This is a genomic window from Micromonospora sp. WMMD1155 (assembly GCF_029581275.1).
GTDB lineage: Bacteria > Actinomycetota > Actinomycetes > Mycobacteriales > Micromonosporaceae > Micromonospora.
Genome location: NZ_CP120742.1, coordinates 445,477 through 464,010, shown reverse-complemented (window position 1 = coordinate 464,010; position 18,534 = coordinate 445,477). Strand labels below are relative to the sequence as shown.

19 protein-coding genes are annotated in these 18,534 nt (G+C 71.9%); 8 read left to right on the top strand and 11 right to left on the bottom strand.

The window, feature by feature from the left end; genetic code table 11:
• Window positions 1-86: 86 nt before the first annotated feature.
• Window positions 87-911, bottom strand: coding sequence for a SigB/SigF/SigG family RNA polymerase sigma factor (locus O7617_RS01860; RefSeq protein WP_282261050.1), 825 nt, complete (start codon window positions 909-911; stop codon window positions 87-89).
• Window positions 912-1,289: 378 nt separating this feature from the next.
• Between O7617_RS01860 and O7617_RS01855 the strand changes: the two genes are divergently transcribed.
• Window positions 1,290-2,039: a hypothetical protein gene (locus O7617_RS01855; protein WP_282261049.1), complete on the top strand. Its 750-nt coding sequence runs from the start codon at window positions 1,290-1,292 to the stop codon at window positions 2,037-2,039.
• On the opposite strand, the gene O7617_RS01850 is transcribed toward O7617_RS01855, so the two are convergent.
• The gene (locus O7617_RS01850; RefSeq protein WP_282261048.1) at window positions 1,988-3,577 is read right to left on the bottom strand and encodes a phospholipase D-like domain-containing protein; all 1,590 of its coding nucleotides are present in this window, start codon (window positions 3,575-3,577) and stop codon (window positions 1,988-1,990) included. The two genes, O7617_RS01855 and O7617_RS01850, sit on opposite strands and share 52 nt — an antisense overlap.
• A gap of 135 nt (window positions 3,578-3,712) precedes the next feature.
• Between O7617_RS01850 and O7617_RS01845 the strand changes: the two genes are divergently transcribed.
• Entirely contained in the window at window positions 3,713-3,841 is a 129-nt protein-coding gene (locus O7617_RS01845) for a hypothetical protein (protein WP_282261047.1), read from the top strand.
• A gap of 64 nt (window positions 3,842-3,905) precedes the next feature.
• On the opposite strand, the gene O7617_RS01840 is transcribed toward O7617_RS01845, so the two are convergent.
• Together O7617_RS01840 and O7617_RS01835 are read right to left on the bottom strand one after the other, a co-directional pair.
• A complete protein-coding gene (locus O7617_RS01840; RefSeq protein WP_282261046.1) occupies window positions 3,906-4,892 on the bottom strand; it encodes a pirin family protein in 987 nt (328 codons plus the stop codon).
• A gap of 9 nt (window positions 4,893-4,901) precedes the next feature.
• A complete protein-coding gene (locus O7617_RS01835; RefSeq protein ID WP_282261045.1) occupies window positions 4,902-5,384 on the bottom strand; it encodes a MarR family transcriptional regulator in 483 nt (160 codons plus the stop codon).
• Window positions 5,385-5,541: 157 nt separating this feature from the next.
• On the opposite strand from O7617_RS01835, the gene O7617_RS01830 reads away from it, so the two are divergent.
• A complete protein-coding gene (locus O7617_RS01830; protein WP_282261044.1) occupies window positions 5,542-6,096 on the top strand; it encodes a GNAT family protein in 555 nt (184 codons plus the stop codon).
• Here the strand turns inward: O7617_RS01830 and O7617_RS01825 are convergent.
• Complete coding sequence (locus O7617_RS01825) at window positions 6,086-6,574, bottom strand: FBP domain-containing protein (RefSeq protein ID WP_282261043.1); 489 nt, start codon at window positions 6,572-6,574, stop codon at window positions 6,086-6,088. The genes O7617_RS01830 and O7617_RS01825 overlap by 11 nt on opposite strands.
• A 48-nt stretch (window positions 6,575-6,622) precedes the next feature.
• Here O7617_RS01825 and O7617_RS01820 point away from each other — a divergent pair, with 48 nt between their 5' ends.
• Window positions 6,623-7,192, top strand: a complete 570-nt coding sequence (locus O7617_RS01820; RefSeq protein ID WP_282261042.1) for a TetR/AcrR family transcriptional regulator — start codon at window positions 6,623-6,625, stop codon at window positions 7,190-7,192.
• A gap of 33 nt (window positions 7,193-7,225) precedes the next feature.
• On the top strand, window positions 7,226-7,813 hold the full coding sequence (locus tag O7617_RS01815) for a DUF1684 domain-containing protein (RefSeq protein WP_282261040.1): 588 nt from the start codon (window positions 7,226-7,228) through the stop codon (window positions 7,811-7,813).
• Between the two features lie 49 nt (window positions 7,814-7,862).
• Here O7617_RS01815 and O7617_RS01810 read toward each other — a convergent pair whose 3' ends face one another.
• A complete protein-coding gene (locus tag O7617_RS01810; RefSeq protein WP_282261039.1) occupies window positions 7,863-8,444 on the bottom strand; it encodes a general stress protein in 582 nt (193 codons plus the stop codon).
• A gap of 118 nt (window positions 8,445-8,562) precedes the next feature.
• Between O7617_RS01810 and O7617_RS01805 the strand changes: the two genes are divergently transcribed.
• Window positions 8,563-10,392 carry a glycoside hydrolase family 15 protein gene (locus tag O7617_RS01805; RefSeq protein WP_282261038.1) on the top strand — a complete coding sequence of 610 codons (1,830 nt, stop codon included), beginning with the start codon at window positions 8,563-8,565 and terminating at the stop codon, window positions 10,390-10,392.
• A 62-nt stretch (window positions 10,393-10,454) separates the two neighbouring features.
• The gene (locus O7617_RS01800) at window positions 10,455-10,955 is read left to right on the top strand and encodes a YfcE family phosphodiesterase (protein WP_282261037.1); all 501 of its coding nucleotides are present in this window, start codon (window positions 10,455-10,457) and stop codon (window positions 10,953-10,955) included.
• A 367-nt stretch (window positions 10,956-11,322) separates the two neighbouring features.
• Here the strand turns inward: O7617_RS01800 and O7617_RS01795 are convergent, their stop codons facing one another.
• Complete coding sequence (locus tag O7617_RS01795; protein WP_282264607.1) at window positions 11,323-11,538, bottom strand: DUF3072 domain-containing protein; 216 nt, start codon at window positions 11,536-11,538, stop codon at window positions 11,323-11,325.
• Between the two features lie 478 nt (window positions 11,539-12,016).
• A complete protein-coding gene (locus O7617_RS01790) occupies window positions 12,017-12,895 on the bottom strand; it encodes a transposase family protein (RefSeq protein WP_282261036.1) in 879 nt (292 codons plus the stop codon).
• 352 nt (window positions 12,896-13,247) lie between these two features.
• Between O7617_RS01790 and O7617_RS01785 the strand changes: the two genes are divergently transcribed.
• Complete coding sequence (locus O7617_RS01785) at window positions 13,248-14,189, top strand: FAD-dependent oxidoreductase (protein WP_282264606.1); 942 nt, start codon at window positions 13,248-13,250, stop codon at window positions 14,187-14,189.
• Window positions 14,190-14,198: 9 nt separating this feature from the next.
• Here the strand turns inward: O7617_RS01785 and O7617_RS01780 are convergent, their stop codons facing one another.
• The 3 genes from O7617_RS01780 to O7617_RS01770 form a co-directional block, all read right to left on the bottom strand.
• Window positions 14,199-15,488 carry a cation:proton antiporter gene (locus tag O7617_RS01780; RefSeq protein WP_282261035.1) on the bottom strand — a complete coding sequence of 430 codons (1,290 nt, stop codon included), beginning with the start codon at window positions 15,486-15,488 and terminating at the stop codon, window positions 14,199-14,201.
• Between the two features lie 106 nt (window positions 15,489-15,594).
• Entirely contained in the window at window positions 15,595-16,275 is a 681-nt protein-coding gene (locus O7617_RS01775; protein WP_282261034.1) for an HAD family hydrolase, read from the bottom strand.
• A 29-nt stretch (window positions 16,276-16,304) separates the two neighbouring features.
• Entirely contained in the window at window positions 16,305-18,443 is a 2,139-nt protein-coding gene (locus tag O7617_RS01770) for a SpoIIE family protein phosphatase (RefSeq protein WP_282261032.1), read from the bottom strand.
• Between the last annotated feature and the right edge of the window lie 91 nt (window positions 18,444-18,534).

The window sequence follows — 18,534 nt, the reverse complement described above, 5'->3', positions numbered from 1 at the left end:
CCGCACCCGCTGTCACGTGAGCGTGACAACACGGAGACGAGCGGAGGGCCGGGTCCACGGACCCGGCCCTCCGCTTCGTCAGGTGCTCAGTACGTGCCGTCCAGCTGGCCGCGCAGCTTGGTCAGCGCCCGGGTCAGCAGCCGGGAGACGTGCATCTGCGAGACGCCGATCTGGTCGGCGATCTGCGACTGGGTCAGGTTGCCGTAGAAGCGCAGCGTGAGGATCTTCTGCTCGCGCTCGTCCAGGGTGGCCAGCGCCGGGCCGAGGGCGACCCGCAGCTCGGCCAGCTCGAACTCGTTGTCCTCGCCGCCGAGCATGTCGCCCAGTTCGGTGGCCCGCTCGCCGTCGCCGGTCGGGGTGGACAGCGACACCGCGTTGTAGGCGCGGGCGCCCTCCAGGCCCTCCAGGACCTCTTCCTCGGTGAGCTTGAGGTGGGCGGCGATGTCGGCGACCGTCGGCGAGCGGCCGAGGGTCTGCAGCAGCGAGCTGTTGGCGTCGGAGATGGCCAGCCGCAGCTCCTGGAGCCGGCGGGGCACGCGGATGTCCCAGGTGCGGTCCCGGAAGTGTCGCTTGAGTTCGCCGATGATGGTGGGGATCGCGTAGCCGGCGAAGTCGACACCCCGGGAGGGGTCGAACTTGTCGATGGCCTTGATCAGGCCGACAGCGGCGGTCTGGGCCAGGTCGTCGGTGGGCTCGCCGCGCCCGCTGTAGCGGTGGGCCAGGTGGTTGGCCAGCGGCAGCCAGGCCTCGATCGCGCGGTCCCGCAGGGCGGCGCGCGACGGGTGGTTGGCGGGCAGTGCGGCCATGGCGTTGAGCAGGTCGGCGGCGCTGTCGGTGAGAGCGCGCGGGTCGAGCTTGGTGGTGGCCTTGACGGCGGTGCTCGGCTGCTCGGTAATCGTTGGCGCGGTCATGGGTGGTCCTCCCTGCACCTCGTCCGCGGACAAAAAAGGTGTGACTCTTTGGTTTAGCTTTCTATTGGCCGTTCGGGAGTCACCTTAGCCTGATCGTCTCGCAGAAATCTAGCCGAAAGGCTGATGTACTTAAGGTGTGTTGAGCAACAAAAGGCGCAAAGCCGACATAAGTCGGTCAGGCTGTGAGGATCCTTACCCGTTCTCTCCGGTCGCGTCGCGTCATCCGGTCATCCGTCCGGCCTGACCGTGCGGTCTTGCCAGACCGCCAAGCGGTCAACATGAAATCCGACATCAGGGCAGCAGTGTCGCCTATCCGTCGTTGTCCCGCTGGCGGGACCGGCCGTAGCGTCGCGGGTACACACCCGGTTCGGAGGCACCGTGCTCGATCCAGCCGCTCCCCAGCTCGTCGTGAACAGTCGAACGCTCTACTTCAGTTGGCTGCCGGCGGACCCGGACGCGGTCGCCGCACTGGTTCCGCCGGGGCTGTGCCCCCGCCCGGACCGCCAGGTGTTCCTCAACCAGTACATCGTCGACGACGAGACCCAGACCTCCGGCTTCGGCGCGTACTCGCTGACCTACCTCGGGGTCTCACTGGTGGGCGTGGACGCCCCCGGTGGCCTCAACCCGGGGGGCTGGTGGAGCCACTACGTGGCCTCCAGCCGGCGGGTCCGTGAGTACGCCGCCGCCCGTGGTGCCCCGGTGCTCGCCGGGCGGACCAGGATCGAGGTGAGGGGCGAGGACCTGCTCTCCGAAACGGAGATCGACGGGACGACGGTGATCCAGGCCCGGTGCCGCGTCGGGCAGACCGGTCACGTGATCAGCAGCGGGCACCACCGCTACTTCACCCGTCGTGACGGTCAGCTGCTCAGCTCGGTGTACCCCTTCATCGCCGAGCCGGTCGCCCCGTTCGAGATCGAGTCGGTGGAGTTCCTCCAGCCGGGGCACCCGTTGTACGCGCTCCGCCCGGCCAACCCGCTGACCATCGGGTTCGGCTACTACGCGCCGCGCTCCTCGTTCGCGTACCCGGGCGGCCTGACCGTGCACCCGGTCGCCGCCCCGGAGCCGCTCCGGCCGGTTCACCAGGTGCCGGCCAACCTCGCCCGCAGTGGCCTGCCGTCCGGGTCGTAGACCAGCCGGTACACCGGCAACGCCCAGGCCCGGGTGTACCACGGCAACCGCTCGGGGCGGTGTGGACGCAGCCGACCGGGCGGCCGTTCGCCCACCTGACCACCGTCGTACCACCGCTGGAGCGCGTCGGCGGCGGCGGTGACCGCCGCGACGGCGGCCGCCGGGTCGAGCAGGTCGGCGTCGTCCGCGCCGTCCGGGTCCCGGTCCAGGTGCTCGCGCCACAGCCGCAGCCGCACGTCCCGGGCGAAGACCCGAGCGCCGTCCCCCTGCCCGGCGGGATCGGTTGGCTCGCGCCGGTCCCGGGTGTCGTCGAGCACCGCGCAGGACAACTCGCTGTCGTGCGTCCAGGACCGGCGGTTGAAGTTGTCGCTGCCCACGCTGGCCCAGACGTCGTCGACGACACACACCTTCGCGTGTACGTAGACCGGGTCGCCGGAGCGGTTCTCCACGTCGAACACGTGCACCCGGTCCGGTGCGGCGCGCTCGCACAGCGACAGTGCCTGCTCCCGCCCGACCATGTTCGGCGGCAGCGCCAGCCGGCCGTCCACGTCCGGGTGTCGCGGCACCACGGCGACCAGGTGCAGCTCCGGGTTGTCCCGCAACGCGTGCGCGAACAGGTCCGCGACCTCGGCGGACCAGAGGTACTGGTCCTCCAGGTAGATGAGTCGGCGGGCACGGTGCACCGCCTTGGTGTAACCCCGGGCCACGGTCCGCTCGCCGTCGGGCGCGAACGAGTAACGAGGGCGGACGGCCGGGTAGGTGCGCAGCACCTGGATCTGGTGCGGACCGCAGGGCGGTGGGTCGGCCGGCTGCTCGGGCAGTGGGTCCGGGCGCAGGTCCGCGCCGCGCAGCCGGTCCCGCAGGTAGGCGATCGGGTTCTCCGAATCCAGCGGCATCGGGTCGGTCCAGCGTTCCCGGAACAGGGTGTCCAACGCGCCCACCACCGGGCCGCGTACCGCGAGCTGGACGTCGTGCCAGGGCGGGTTAGATCCGTAACGGGGGGACATCTGCACCGGTTGCGGGTCACCACGATGATCGGCGTCGTCGCGGCGGCTGTGGCACAGGTCGATCCCGCCGGCGAACGCGATGTCCCGCTCCGGTGCGCCCGGATGCCGCAACACGACGAGCTTCTGGTGGTGTGACCCGCCGCGCCGGACCCGCTGGTCGAGCAGCACCTCGCCACCGGCTGCCGAGATCGACTCGCTGAGGTCGCGGTTCTCCGCCTCGCTGTAGGCCAGCACGTCGAGGTGCGAGCGCCAGATCAGCCCCTTGACCACCACGCCGCGTTGGGCGGCCTGGGCGAAGAGCTGGGCCACGGTCGGGCCGTCCGGGCGTAGCCGCTGGTCCGGGTCACCCCGCCAGTCGGTGAAGAACAGGTGGTCACCGGGGCCCAGCGCCTGCACCTCCTCGACCAGCCGGTCGAAGTACGCGGCACCGTGAATCAACGGCTCGGCGAGGTTTCCCGTGGTCCAGACGGGTAACCCAGACACCGGGTTGGCGCGTTCCTCAGCGGTGAGAAACCAGTCCTGCAACGGCACCGTCCAGCCCCCCTGGAGGTCGGCAACGTCCTCACGGTAGGACGACCGCCCCCCGTGCGCACGCCAGGCCGGAGGACCAGTGACCCGGCCAACGCCATCGACCAGCGACGCGACGACAGCCGAGGAGGCCACACCATGCCCCGCGACACGACGAACCCCGTGACCGAGGACCGCGAGCAGGCGGTGGAGAGCGAACGGGGTGCGCTGGTAGCGGTGTTGCTGATGGTGATTCTGGGCGTCGCCGGGATCTTCGCGGTCTCCTGAGGCGGCGCCGACGCCCCGGAGGTGACGCGGGGACGTCGGCGCCGACAGCGGTGGTGACCTGTGGTCAGGGCCGGGCGCCCTGGCCGCCGGTGTGCGGCAGACGCTCGCTGGGGATCACCCCGAGGCGGCCGGCCCGGAAGTCCTCGAACGCCTGGATCAGCTCGTCCCGGGTGTTCATCACGAACGGGCCGTACTGCGCCACCGGCTCCCGGATCGGCCGGCCACCCATGATGTAGAGGTCCAGCGCCGGGGTGTTGCCGTCCTGTGCGGCGTCGGCGGTGAACCGCAGCGCGTCACCCGGACCGTGCACCGCGAGCTGGCCGGTACGCACCGGCCGCCGGCCGGTGCCGACCGTGCCGCGCCCGCCGAGCACGTACACCAGGGCGTTGAACTCGGGCTGCCAGGGCAGGTCGACCTGCGCCCCCGGTTGCACGGTGACGTGCGTGATGGTGATCGGGGTGAAGGTCGAACCGGGCCCGCGGTGCCCGGCGATCTCACCGGCGATGACCCGGATCAGCGCGCCGCCGTCGGGGGTGGTGAGCAGTGCCGACTCGCCGCCCCGGATGTCCTGGTAGCGGGGCGGGTTCATCTTGGCCGAGCGGGGCAGGTTGACCCAGAGCTGGGTGCCGTGGAAGAGCCCACCGCGCATCACCAGGTGCTCCGGCGGCGCCTCGATGTGCAGCAGGCCGCTGCCCGCCGTCATCCACTGCGTGTCGCCGTCGGTGATGGTGCCCCCACCGCCGTGCGAGTCCTGGTGGTCGAAGACGCCGTCGATGATGTACGTGACGGTCTCGAAGCCGCGGTGCGGGTGCCACGGGGTGCCCTTCGGCTCGCCCGGCGCGTAGTCGACCTCGCCCATCTGGTCGAGGTGGATGAACGGGTCGAGGTCGGTGGTCGACACCCCGGCGAAGGCCCGGCGGACCGGGAAGCCCTCGCCCTCGAAGCCGCTGGGCGCGGTGGTCACCGTGCGGACCGGCCGGAAGGTGGTGGACTCCGCCAGCCGGGGCAGGCGGGGCAGGACGAGAACGTTGTCGACGGTGATCGCGGGCATCGAATGCTCCTAGCTCGTGGCATGGGTGGTCGAACCGGACCGGGACGCCCGCAGGCGGTCACCGATCCGGCCGAAGACCCGGGTGAGGCAGGCGACCTCGGCGTCGTCGAGGTCGTCCATCAGGTGGGTGCGCACCGACGCCAGGTGGTGTGGTGCGGCTTCCCGTAGTGCGAGCAGCCCGGCGGCGGTGAGGACCGCCTCGCTGCCGCGTCGGTCGTCCGGGCAGGGCTCCTTGCTGACCATGCCGCGGCGCTGCATCGAGGAGATCTGGTAGGTCAGTCGGCTCGGCGAGAAGATGAGTCGACTGGCCAGCTCACCCATCCGCAGTCGCTGCCCCGGTGCCTCGGAGAGCAGGACCAGCACGTGGTAGTCGGCGAAGCTGAGGTCGCTCTCGGCGCGCAGGTCTTCTTCCAGCTGGGTGTAGAGACGCTGGCTGGCCTCGATGTAGGCCCGCCAGGCGGCCTCTCGGGTGCTGTCCAGGCTCTCGGTCATGCGGTTGACGAGAGCACTAGTTCAAAATTTAACTAGTGCTCTCGCGCGTTGCCTGGGTCACCTTTGCGGCGTGCGGCAGGTGTTTCGTGCAGCTTTGAAAGAAGTGGCCGACAATGCGGCGGCGCGGTCGGTACGCGATGTGTCAGACTCCGGCCTCGTGGAACACGTACACCTCACCACCGACGACCTGCTGCTTCGTCCCTGGCGGGACGAGGACGCCCCGGCGGTGCGCGACGCCCTGCGCGACCCGGCCATCGCCCAGTGGAACCCGCAGGGCGGCGGCCCGATCGACGACGAGGTCGCGCTGTCCTGGGTGCGCCGCCGCGCCGACTGGTCCGCCGGGGACCACGCCTCGATGGCGGTGACCTCGGCGGTCGACGGCGGCCTGCTCGGCTCGGTGTCGCTGCACCGCATCCACGACGGCGACGCGTCCATCGGCTACTGGACGGTCCCGTCGGCGCGCGGGCGTGGCGTGGCGGTGCGCGCAGTCCGGCGGCTCACCGGGTGGGCGTTCGCCGACCTCGGGCTGCACCGCGTGGAGTTGTGTCACGCGGTGGCCAACCCGGCCTCCTGCCGGGTGGCCGACCGGGCCGGCTACCGGGCGGAGGGCACGCTACGCGAGTCGTACCGGTACGGCGACGGCCGCCGCTACGACGAGCACCTGCACGCCCGCCTGGCGACCGACCCGGCGGATCACCGGCTCACTCGGTGACCTTGCGGAGGAACGCCGTGAGGGCGGTGCGGGTGCGCTCGACCTTCTCGGGCACTGTCAGCGTCTCGTGCATGCGCGGCCCAGCGTGCTTCTTGCCGCGCAGGTAGAGCGAGCAGGCCAGGTCGGAGCAGACGTACACGCCGACCGAGTTGCCCTGCCGCCCGTCCGGCCCCGCCTTGCGGGCGGTCATCAGTGAGACGCCGTCGCCGCTGTGGTTGGTCAGGCAGAGCGAGCACATGCTGCGTCGGCCCCGCCCGGTCTGCTGGGGTGCCACCCGCAGCGCCACCCCGATCAGCCCCTCGTCGGCCTCGGCCACCAGGTAGGCCCGCTGCGGTGCGGCCGGGTCCCGCCAGCCGAGGAAGTCGAGATCGTCCCAGGGTCGTCCGTCGAGGTCGTTCGGTACGGCCAGCCGCTTCGCCTCGCCCTGGGTGGTGTTGACGAAGGAGGCGCGGATGGCGGACTCGGAATGGACTAACATAGGCAATAGCCTAGTCTTCCTAGGTGAAAAACTAGGGGAGTGTGTTTAATGGCACGTGCCGGAGTCACCGCCGAGCGCCTCACGCTGGCCGCCGCCGAGCTGGCCGACGAGGTGGGTGTGGAGAACGTGACGGTCGCCGCGCTCGCGCGCCACTTCGGGGTGAAGGACGCGAGCCTGTACTTCCACCTCAAGAACGCGCGGGACCTGCGCGTCCGGATCGCCCTGCTGGCCCTGCAGGAACTGGCGGACCGGGTCGCCGGCGCCCTCGCCGGTCGCGCCGGCAAGGACGCGCTGGTGGCCTTCGCCAACGCGTACCGGGACTACGCGAGGCAGCACCCCGGCCGGTACGCCGCGATGCAGATCGACCTCGACCCGGAGACCGCCATGGCGAGCGCCGGCCCCCGGCACGCGGAGATGACCCGGGCCATCCTGCGCGGCTACCGCCTCGCCGAGCCCGACCAGACCGACGCGGTGCGGATGATGCACAGCACGTTCCACGGGTTCGTCAGCCTGGAGAAGACCGGCGGCTTCCGGCACACCCCCCGGACGACCGACGACTCGTGGACCCGCACGTTGGACGCCCTCGACGCCCTGCTGAGCAACTGGCCGTCCCGCTGAGGTGGCCGACCACCACGGCATAGGCTCGACGACGTGGATCATCTTGAACTGGCCGACTGGCGGGAGCGGGTGGCCCGGCTGTACCTGTCCGACGTCGACCTGACCGGCTTCCGGGCGCAGCGCGACGAGCTTTTCGCCACCCACCCGCAGAGTCCGATCCCACCGGCGGAGCGAGCCGACTTCACCGGGGTCCGCTACTTCCCCGCCAACCCGGACGCCGTGGTGGAGGCACCGCTGCGGCCGGGCGGCGGCGAGCTGCGGATCGACACCGGTGGCCCGGACGGGGTGGTCGCGTACCGGCGGGTGGCGGTGGCCGAGACGCCGTGGGGACCGCTGACCCTGTGGTGGATCGAGGCGTACGGGGGTGGGCTGTTCGTGCCGGTGCGCGACGGCACCTGCGGGCAGGACACCTACGGGGGTGGGCGGTACCTCACCGACACGGTGAAGGGGACCTTCGGCCGGGGCGTCGAACTGCTGCCCGGCGACCGCGTCCGGTTGGACGGCAACTATCTCTACAACCCGAGCTGCGCTTACGACGACCGTTGGGCCTGCCCACTGGCGCCGCCGGAGAACCGGGTCGCTGTCGACATCCGCGCGGGTGAGCTGGCGTACCACGACTGAACGGCCGCCCCGGCGTACTGCCGGGACGGCCGGTCGTCAGGGTCGTGGCTCAGCGGGCGTTCGCGCCGGGCACCTGCATCCGTGCCAACAACTGGCGGGCCTGGTCGGCGAGCTGTGCGTCGACGGTCACCGCGTACTGACCGGCGCGCAGCGAGCTGGCCGAGGTGAAGTCGCGCTGTCCGCCGGTCATGGCGTGGGCGACCGCGCCGAACACGGCACCCCAGATCGCACCGATGACCAGCCCGACCAGGATCACCGCCAGCCAGTTGCCGACCGTGAAGATGCCGAACAGCAGGCCGATGAAGAGCCCGAACCAGGCGCCGGTGCCCGCGCCGAGCAGGCCGGCGCGACCGGTGGTCATCCGCCCGAGCACCGTCTCCACGAGCGTGAGGTTCGTGCCGACGATGGCGCTGTGTTCCACCGGGAAACGGTTGTCGGCCAGATAGTCGACGACCCGCTGTGCGGCCGGATAGTCCGGGTACGAGCCGATCGTCACTGTCGGCGCACCGGCCTCCGGCCCGTGGCCGTCGCCGGCCGGTGTCGACAGGCGGCCGGCCGGCCCGGACGGAAGCAGGTCGCCACCCTGTGTGCCGGGCCGCCACGCGGCGGTCGGCCCCGAAGCTGACGTCATGAGCATCCTCCCTCGTCAGCTCCCGGGGTTCCCGCCCACGGCCGGCGGTAACACCGGCCGGCGCGCCTCGCCCGCCGAAGCGCTGGCATGGGTCCGACCAGCCCGGGTAGACACTCGGGTGCGGAGCGGACAGATCAGCGACTACGGCTTCCTGGCCGACGGCCGCAGCGCGGCGCTGGTGGACCACACCGGCTCGGTGAACTGGTGGTGCCCGGGTCGGTTCGACGCCCCGTCGGTCTTCGCGCGGCTGCTCGACGACGGCGCCGGCCACTGGTCGATCCGCCCGGAGGGCGACTTCACGGTCGAACGCCACTACCTCGACGACACCCTGGTGCTGCGGACGGTCTTCCGCACCGCACACGGGGAGGTGGCGCTCACCGACGCGCTCGCCTTCGAGCCCGGCTCCCGTGGTCACGACATCGGCATGGACTCGCCGCAGGTGCTGGTCCGCTCGGTGGAAGGGCTGTCCGGTGAGGTGCCGATGCGGTCGCTCTACCGGCCGCGCTTCGAGTACGGCCGGACCATCGCGTACCTGGTCGAGCGGGACGACATGCTGGAAGCCATCGCCGGTGCCGCCCGACTCACCCTGCGGTGCAGCGTGGGGTTCACCCCCGGCGACGGCGAGGCCACCGCGACGTTCACCGTCCGCGCCGGCACGAAACACAACTTCACCCTCGGGTACGCCCCGACCTACGACTCGCCGTTGCCGGAGGTGCCGGACGCCGACCAGACCATCGCCGACACGGTGGCCGGATGGCGCTCCTGGGCCGAGGATCATCCGTACGACGGGCTCTACCCCGAGCACGTGCGGCGCAGCCGGCTGGTGGTGCAGGGCATGACGTACGGTCCGAGCGGTGCGGTGGTGGCCTCGGTGACCACCTCACTGCCGGAGAAGCTCGGCGGCGACCGCAACTACGACTACCGCTATGTCTGGGTGCGCGACTTCAGTCTGACCCTGCGGGCGTTGTGGCGCTCGTCGTGCGTGACCGAGGTGCAGCGGCAGTTCGCCTGGTTGGGCCGGGCGATGGGCCGGGTCGACGACAAGCCGGTACCCATCATGTACGGCGTGCTGGGCGAACGGGACCTCACCGAGCACCGCTTGGAGCAGCTCGGCGGGTACCGCGACAGCCCGCCGGTGGTGATCGGCAACGACGCCTGGCAGCAGCGGCAGACCGACATCTTCGGCGAGACGATGGATGCCGCCTGGTTGATGCGCGACAGGTTGGTGCCGCTGGATCAGGAGGTACGCCACGTCCTCCGGGTGCTCGCCGACCAGGCCGCGAGGGACTGGAATCTGCCTGACGCGGGGATGTGGGAGGAACGTGGCGTCGAGCACCACCACGTGTCGTCGAAAGTGCAGTGTTGGGTCGCGCTCGACCGGGCGGTCCGCTTCGGTGACCGGCTCGGCGAGCCGCAGGACGTGGCCCGCTGGACGGCCGCCCGCGACGAGGTACGCGCCGAGGTGCTCGAACGGGGGTGGAACGAGCGTATCCAGGCGTACACCGGGAGTTTCGACTCCGACGAGCTGGACGCCTCGGTGTTGGTGATGCCGTTGGTGGGGTTTCTCCGGGCCGACGACCCGCGGATGCGCGCGACGATCCATGCGGTGGAGGAGCGGCTGTCGCACGACGGCCTGTTGCGGCGCTGGGACGGCGACCCGGCCGGTTTCCTCATCTGCTCGTTCTGGCTGGTGAGCTGCCTGGCGCTGGCCGGTGAGCGGGAGCGGGCGCACGAGCTGTTCCGGGGGTTGGCGGCGCGGGTCAACGACCTCGGTCTGTTCGCCGAGCAGATCGATCCGCTGACCGGGGAGCAGGTCGGCAACTTTCCGCAGGCGTTCTCGCACATCGGCCTGATCAACGCCGCCGGTGTGCTCACCGACGTCGAGCGTGACCCGGCCCTGCGCGGCCTGGGCATGCCACCGAAACACTTCAGCCCGGCGCGTCGCTGAACCACCCGACTGCCGGCGCGCGTCACCCGGCCGACGGCCGGGGCGCGAGGGAGAATGCCGGCATGCGGTTGGTGCTCACGGCGGACACCCACGTACCGAAGCGGGCCCGGGACCTGCCCGCCCCGCTCTGGGCCGCGATCGAGGCGGCCGACGTGGTCGTCCACGCCGGTGACTGGGTGGACGAGGCGCTGCTGGACGCGATGACGGCGCGTTCGCGCCGACTCGTCGGGGTGTACGGCAACAACGACGGGCCGGCGCTGCGCGCCCGGCTGCCGGAGGTGGCCCGGGTCGACCTCGACGGCCTACGGGTCGCCGTGGTGCACGAGACCGGCCAACGGACCGGTCGCGAGAAGCGGTGCGCGGCCCGCTTCCCCGACGTCGACCTGCTGGTCTTCGGTCACTCGCACATCCCCTGGGACACCGAGGCGCCCGGTGGGCTGCGCCTGCTCAACCCCGGGTCGCCCACCGACCGGCGCTCCCAACCGCACGCCACCTACCTCAGCGCCACGATCAGCGCCGGCCACCTGACCGAGGTGACACTGCACCGGGTCATCCGGGAGTGACCGCGCCACCCGTGCACGCGCGGTCCCGCGCCGTCCCGTGCACGTGCAGTCCTGCGCGACCTGCGCACGCGCGGGCCCGCGCCGTCCCGTGCACGTGCAGTCCTGCGCGACCTGGCACGCGCGGTCCCGCGCCGTCCCGTGCACGTGCAGTCCTGCGCGACCTGCGCACGCGCGGTCCCGCGCCGTCCCGTGCACGTGCAGTCCTGCGCGACCTGCGCACGCGCGGTCCCGCGCCGTCCCGTGCACGTGCAGTCCTGCGCGACCTGCGCACGCGCGGTCCCGCGCCGTCGATCATGGAGTTGTGGTGGGTGACAAACTGCTTGCATCGCATCGAATCGGCCACCACAACTCCATGATCAACGGGGTCTTACTGGCCTCGGCCGGTTCGGGCCTGGAGTTCATCGATCTGCCTGGAAGCTTCGGCCTTGGTCAGGTCGGCCGGGATCTCCGCGTTCGCCTCCCGGGCCAGGGTGCCCAGGTAGGACTCCTGAGCCGCGGTGGGCGGCTCGTCACCGGTGACCCACTCGTCCGGGTCCTTGATCGCGGCGCTCTGGTCGGCCTGCTGGTTGTCGCGGTCGGTCATCGTCATCACCCTTCCTTCGAACAGGTGTGCCAGTACCCCGATCATCGGCGGTTCATGCGCGCCGGCCCCGCCCCGGCCTCAGCCCGGTCCCGCCCCCGGTCCTGGCCCCGGGCTCAGCCCGCCCCCGCCCCCGCCCCCGCCCCCGGTCCCGGTCCCGCCCCCGGTCCCGGTCCCGCCCCCGGTCCCGCCCCCGGTCCCGCCCCCGGTCCCGCCCCCGGTCCCGCCCCCGGTCCCGCCCCCGGTCCCGGTCCCGGTCCCGGTCCCGGTCCCGCCCGCCACCGTCCGTCCTCGCGCCTGCCGCCGCCTGCCCCCGTCGACCGCCGCCCGCTCGCCCCGGGCGCTCGTCGCCAAGATCCGCGCAACATCAGGGGGGTAGTTCCATCCTGAGTTGGCTGGTCAGGGGGTCTTGACGGTTGGTGGTGGTGGGTGGGAGGTCCAGGTTGGTGGTGAGGTGATCTTTGGGTTGATCGTTTGCCGGTTAGCGGGTGGTGTGGGTTTGGGTGAGGACGGTGAGTGCGCGGATCAGGGTGGTGGCGTGGTGGTGGTTGCCGCGTAGTCGGTCGAGGATTCGCCAGTTCTTGAGGTCGCTGAAGGCGTGTTCGTTGGTTGCTCGTTCGCGGCTGATGAGGGTGTTGACGATTGTTTGGTGGCGGGTGAGGGGTTTGCCGCGGGCGGCGCGGCGGCCGGTGATGATGGTGGGTTGGTCGTGGGGGTGGCCGGGGTGAGCGCGGGGGCGAGGTGTGTGGCTGATGCCGGGTTGGTCGTCGAGGCGGGTGAAGCCGAGGTCGCAGATGGCGGCGAGGTCGGCTGCGCGTAGGTGTGCGGGGATGCGGTTGCGGCGGGCGGCGGTGATTTCCGCGGTGCGTGCGGGTAGGGCTGCGGAGGTCCACAGCAGGTTGCCGTTGAGGTCGGTGATGGCGAGGACGAGCAGGCCGAAGGTTTTGTGTTTACCGCTGTAGTGGGTGCGGCGGCGGTGTCGGTCGTGGGGGCGTTGGACCGGGATGAGGGTGCCGTCGAGCAGGACTACCTCGCTGTGGTGGCGGGCGCGGCGCAGGACCCGTGACAGGCGGGGCATCTCAGCGGCCAGGACAGCGATGACTTGCGCGACCCATCGACGGACGGTGGAGGCGGATATGCCGTTGCCGGCGGCCAGGTCGTGAGGGCGTTGGTTATGGCGTAATACCGCCAGCACGATCATCGCCGCGCGGTGATCGGGCAGTTTGCGCCATCGGGAACGCACCCGTGAGCGGTGCTGACGGATCGCGTTGACGACCAGGGTCAGGGTCTTCGTGGACAGCGCAAGGCTGGACTGGTAGACAAGCGGCGAGCCCTCAGCCACCGGGTTTTTGTGTGTCACGACCGAACACCCTGGCCGAGGGCTCGTCTATCTTCTGCACGCCACACCGTCACCACCGGCAAACGATCACCGCGAAGATCACCAGCGGTTGACCTGCCCCATCCCCGCCACCCCCACGCCGTCAAGACCCCCTGACCAGCCAACTCAGGATGGAACTACCCCAGGGATGTTGCTGTCTCCGGCTGCTCTGAGACAGCAACATCCGGGAAGTTGCTCGGATCTTGGCCGTGGGGCGTGGGGCGTGGTCGTGGGGCGTGGTCGTGGGGCGTGGGGCGTGGTCGTGGGGCTTGGGGCGAAATCCTGGTCGTCGTCCGCCGCCTACGATCATCGGATGACTGTGGACCGATCGGGTGTGGTGGTGGTCGGAGCGGGCATCGCCGGGACGGCCTGCGCGCTGGAGTTGGTGCGCGCCGGGGTGCCGGTGCAGGTCCGGGAGCGGGGGCACGTCTGCGGCGGCCGGATGGCCAGCAAACGTTTCGGGGGTCGGCCCGCCGACATCGGCGCCGCGTACTTCACCGCCACCGACCCGGACTTCGTCGACGTGGTCGAGCAGTGGCGCGCCGCCGGCCTGGTGCGCGAATGGACCGACACCTTCCAGTCGTACGACCGCGACGGGCGGCGGGACGTGCCCGGGCCGATGCGCTTCGCCGCGCCGCGCGGGCTGCGGTCGCTCGTCGAACACCTGGCGGGCGCGGTGCCGGTGACGGTCGACCGGCTGGTGCTCACCGTCGAGCCGGGGCCGACCGTCGACGGCGAGTCGTGTGCGGCGGTCGCCCTGGCCATGCCCGGCCCGCAGGCCGCCCTGCTGCTCGACCCCGCCCTGCTCGACGCCACCCGGGCGGTCCAGGCCCAGGGCTGGTCGCCGACGATGGCCGCGGTGCTGCGCTTCCCGACCCGGCGGTGGCCGGACTTCCGGGGCGCGTTCGTCAACGACCATCCGGTGCTCAGCCTCGTCTGCGACGACGGTGACCGGCGCGGTGACGGGGCACCGGTGCTCGTCGCGCACACCGTCGCGGAGTTCGCCGCCGGTCACCTGGCCCAGCCCACCGGGGCGGGTCCGGCGATCGAGCAGGCCGTCCGCGACCTCCTGGGCCTCTCCGAGCAGGCCGTCGAGGTGCACGTGCACCGCTGGACGTACGCGAAGCCGACGACCACCGGCACCGACGACGCCACCCATCACCTCGACGCCGACGGGATCGGCCTGGCCGGTGACGCGTTCGGCAAGCCGCAGGTGCAGACCGCCTGGCGCTCGGGGCGGGACCTGGGCCGGGCCCTGGTCGCCCGGCTGGCCTGACGCCCGGCCCTAACCGGCCGCCGCGACGGGCCGGGCGTCGGTGTCCCGCTCGGCCGGGTCGGACGTCCGCTCACCCTCCCGGTCCAGCAGTTGCATCACGGGGGTCGCCGTGATGCCGTGCACCACGACCGACACGAGCACCACCAGGCCGACGGTCGCCCAGAGCAGCTCGGCCTGCGGGAAGTCGGCCTTCGTGGTGGCGTACGCGAGGTAGTAGAACGAGCCGACGCCACGGATGCCGAACGACGAGATGACCCAGTGCTCGGCCGGTCGCCCCGGCGCCCCGCGCAGCGACAGCCAACCGGCCAGCGGCCGGACCAGGAACACCAGCGCCAACCCGACGGCGGCGGCCGACCAGGTCAACGGGATCAGCAGACCACCCACGATCGCGCCGCCGAGCAGCAGCAACAGCACCAGGGTGAGCAGCCGTTCGACCTGCTCGGCGAAGTCGTGCAGCACCGAGTGGAACTCGTGGGTCCGCTCGGCGGCCCGGATCGCCCGGGCGGCCACGAACACCGCCAGGAAGCCGTACCCGCCGACTACCTCCACCAGCCCGTACGCCAGGAAGGTGGCGGCCAGCGCCAGGAAACCCTCGGCGTGCCGGGCCAGCCGCAGCTCGCTGGGAGCGCGGAAGAACAACTTGCCCAGCAGCCAGCCGATGAGAAGACCGCCGCCGACCCCGACGCCGACCTTCCACAGCACGTCCACGGTGAACCACTCGACGAACCACTCGCGGGGGGCGAGGCTGGTCGAGGCGATGGCGATGGCGGCGTAGACGAACGGGAACGCCAGCCCGTCGTTGAGCCCGGCCTCGGAGGTCAACGCGAAGCGGACCTCGTCCTCGGAATCCTCCACATCGGTCGGCTCGCCGACCTGCACGTCGGCGGCGAGCACCGGGTCGGTCGGGGCCAGCGCGGCACCCAACAACAGGGCGGCGGCCGGGACCAGCCCCGCCCACCACCAGCCGAGCAGGGCGACCGCCGCGATGCACAGGGGCATCGCGATCGCCAACAGCCGCCAGGTGGACGACCACCGCCGCCAACTCAACGGTCGGTCGATCTTGAGCCCGGCGCCCATCAGCGCGACGATCACGCCGATCTCGGTGAGGTGAGTGGCCAGCTCCGGGTGGGCCAGCGGGTCGGGTGTCGGCAGCCCCACCGGCAGCAGGAACACCAGCATGCCGAGGGCGAGGAACGCGATCGGCATGGACAGGGGACGCTGCTCCAGGATCCGCGGGAGGATGCCCGCGAGCAGAGCGCCCACACCGACCAGCGCGAACGCCACATCTACCGGCTCCACGGCACCACCTCTCGGCCGCACCCGCGCGGCGCGGGCAGGTGGTGACAGACCTTGCCCCGCACGGGCTCGCGCTATGCGCGGACCGGCGGGTGAACCGGAGGGAGACTCACCCGCTGCGGCGGGCCAGCGGTGACTGCGCCAATTCGCCCAGCAACGCGGCCGGGTCGTCGTACACCGCCACCGCCCCGGCACCGGCCAGCTCGCCTCGGCTGGTGCCGCCACAGGTCAGCCCCACGCACGGGATGTCGAGCTTGCCGGCCGCGACGACGTCCCACACCGAGTCGCCGACGAAGACCACCCGCTCGGCCGCCAACCCGGACTGCTCCAACGCCGCGACCAGGATGTCCGGGGCGGGCTTGCTCTGCTCCGCGTCCGCCGAGGAGGTGATCGTGTCGATCACGTCGTCGACGGCCAGCGCGCGACGCAACGCCCCGACCTCCGGTTCCGAGGCGGAGGTGGCGAGCACGATCCGTAACCCCCGCTCCGCGCAGGCGCGCAGCAGGTCGGCCGCTCCGGGCAGCGGCGTGAGCCGCTCCCAGTACTCGGCGTACAGGGTGTCGTGCGCGTCGCGCAGCCTGGAGTCGCCGTCGCGGTCCCGCTCGGGACCGAGCAGGTGGTCCAGCAGTTTGTCCGAACCCATCCCGATCGAGCGGTGCACCGTGGCCATCGGCACCGGCTGGTCGGTCTGGCGCAGCGCCTCCCACCAGCTCACGGTGTGCAGGTAGGTGGTGTCCACGAGAGTGCCGTCGACGTCGAAGAGGACCCCGGCGGGTGTGTCGGTACGCATGGGCGTCCTCCTACCCGTTGGGGTGGTTTTCAGGCCGCGCCCGGGGCTCGGGTGCGGATCTCGAACCAGACCGTGGAACCGCGGACCGACGGGTCGGTGCCCCAGGCGTCGCTGAGCTCCTCGATCAGGCCCAGACCGCGCCCACGACTGCTCAACGTGTCGGTGCGGGCCCGGGTCACGGTGCCCCGGGTGCCGGAGTCGGCGACCGAGACCAGCAGCCGCTCGGGGCTGAGGTCGATCTCCACCCGGGCCGCGGTGCCGGCGTGCAGCAACGCGTTCGTCGTCAACTCGCTGGTGCACAGCACCGCCGCCCCGATCACCGACTCGGCCACCTGCCACTCGGTGAGCTGACCGGTCATCCAGTGCCGGACCCGGCTGGGCGCGGTCGGCTCCGCGGGCATCTCCATGCTCGCCGACCGGCTCGGCTGGAGGGCGTGTTCGACGGCGAGGACCGCCACGTCGTCCTCGGTGCCGCCCGGCACCGCCGCGGTCGCCACCGCGCAGAGGGCGCGCGGGTCACCGCTGCCGGCCTTGGCGACGGCGTCGCCGAGGGTGGTCAGCCCGGCGGTGAGGCTGTGCCGGCGGCGCTCCACCACCCCGTCGCTGAACAGCAGCAGGGTGTCACCGGGGCGGAACGGGACCGTCGTGGTGCCCGGCCGACCGCCCAGGCCCAGCGGAGGGCCGGGCGGGACGTCGAGGTATTCGGCGTGCGGGCGGCCGGCCGCGTCGCCGCGACGGATCAGTGGCGCGGGGTGCCCGGCGCTGGCCAGGGTCAGCTCCCGCCGCTCCGCGTCGATCACCCCGAACACCACGGTGACGAACAGCTCGTGAGTGCCGGCCTCCACGCCCAGGCTGGTGACCAGCCGGTCCAGCCCGGTCAGCACGGCGGCCGGGGCCGGGTCGGCCAGAGCCAGCGCGCGCAGCGCGGCCCGGACCTGACCCATCCGCGCGGCGGCCTGCACGTCGTGGCCGGCGACGTCACCCAGCACCACGCCGAGCGCACCGTCGGGCAACAGGAAGGCGTCGTAGAAGTCGCCGCCGGCGGCGTTGCCGTCGACCCCCGGGTCGTAACGGGCCGCGACCCGCAGCCGGGGCAGGTCCGGCAGGTGCTCCGGCAGCATGCTGCGTTGCAACAGCTGGGCGGTGCCGTGCTGGGTCTCGAAGCGGCGGGCCCGCTCGGCGGCCTGACCGATCAGCTCGGCCGAGGCGGCCAGCAGGGCCCGCTCGGCCGGTGACCAGGTGTGCGGAATCTGGTAGCCGACCGCCAGCCCACCGCGCACCACCGACGTGCCCAACGGCAGGGCCGCCACCGAGCGGACCTTCTGGTCGTGGCGGTCGACCGCGGTGTCCCGCAGTGGTTGCCCGTCCCGGACGAACGACGGGCGACCCGAGCGGGCCGCCTGCACCACGGGCGTCGACCAGTCCGCCGGTGCGCGCCGCCAGAGCGGGGGGAGACGTTCGTCGGCCTCGTCCAGCAGTTCGCCGCGGACCCGGCGCACCATCCGCCAGCCGCCGCCGCCCTCGTCGACGACGAACGAGGCCTGGTCGGGGTCGAACGTGGTGATCGCGTACCGCAGCGCCACCCGGGCCACGTCGTCGAGGGTGAGCGTGCCGGCGAGCGCCGCGGCGACCTCGCTGAGACTCTGCAACTGCTCGGTGACGTGCGTCGTCTCGGCCGCGACCGTCAGCACGCCGACGGTCCTCCCGACGCTGTCGCGCACCGGCGAGTAGCCACGGGTGAAGACCGCCTGCTCCGCCGTGGGGGAGTGGCCACGGACCAGTGGCAGGGTCGACTCCTTCTCCAGGAACGGCACACCCTGCCGGTAGCAGCGTTCGATCACCGCGCCGACGCCCGGAAGCGCCCAGATCTCGGCGAACACCTCGGCGGCCGGGCGGCCGAGCGCGCCCGGGTGTTTGGTGCCCAGCAACTCGGCGTAACCGCTGTTGTAGAGCAGCACCAGGTCGTCGCCGTACGCGAGTGCCATCGGCATCGGCGAGGCGAGGATCAGCTCCACCGCTGCTCGGACCGCCACGTCCCAACTCTGCGGCGGGCCCAGCGGGGTGCCGGCCCAGTCGTGGGCGAGCACGGCAGCACCCACACCGGACCCGGGGGACGCGCCCGGGCCGGGAGTTGCTGGCGTGGGGACCCGCCCGACCGTTCCTGGCATGTCCGCAGCCTAGTCGGCCGGTGGGAAAAGGCATCCGATCATGACCGCGAGCCGTCGTCGCCCCCGGCCGCGACGGACGTTCGGGCAGTTC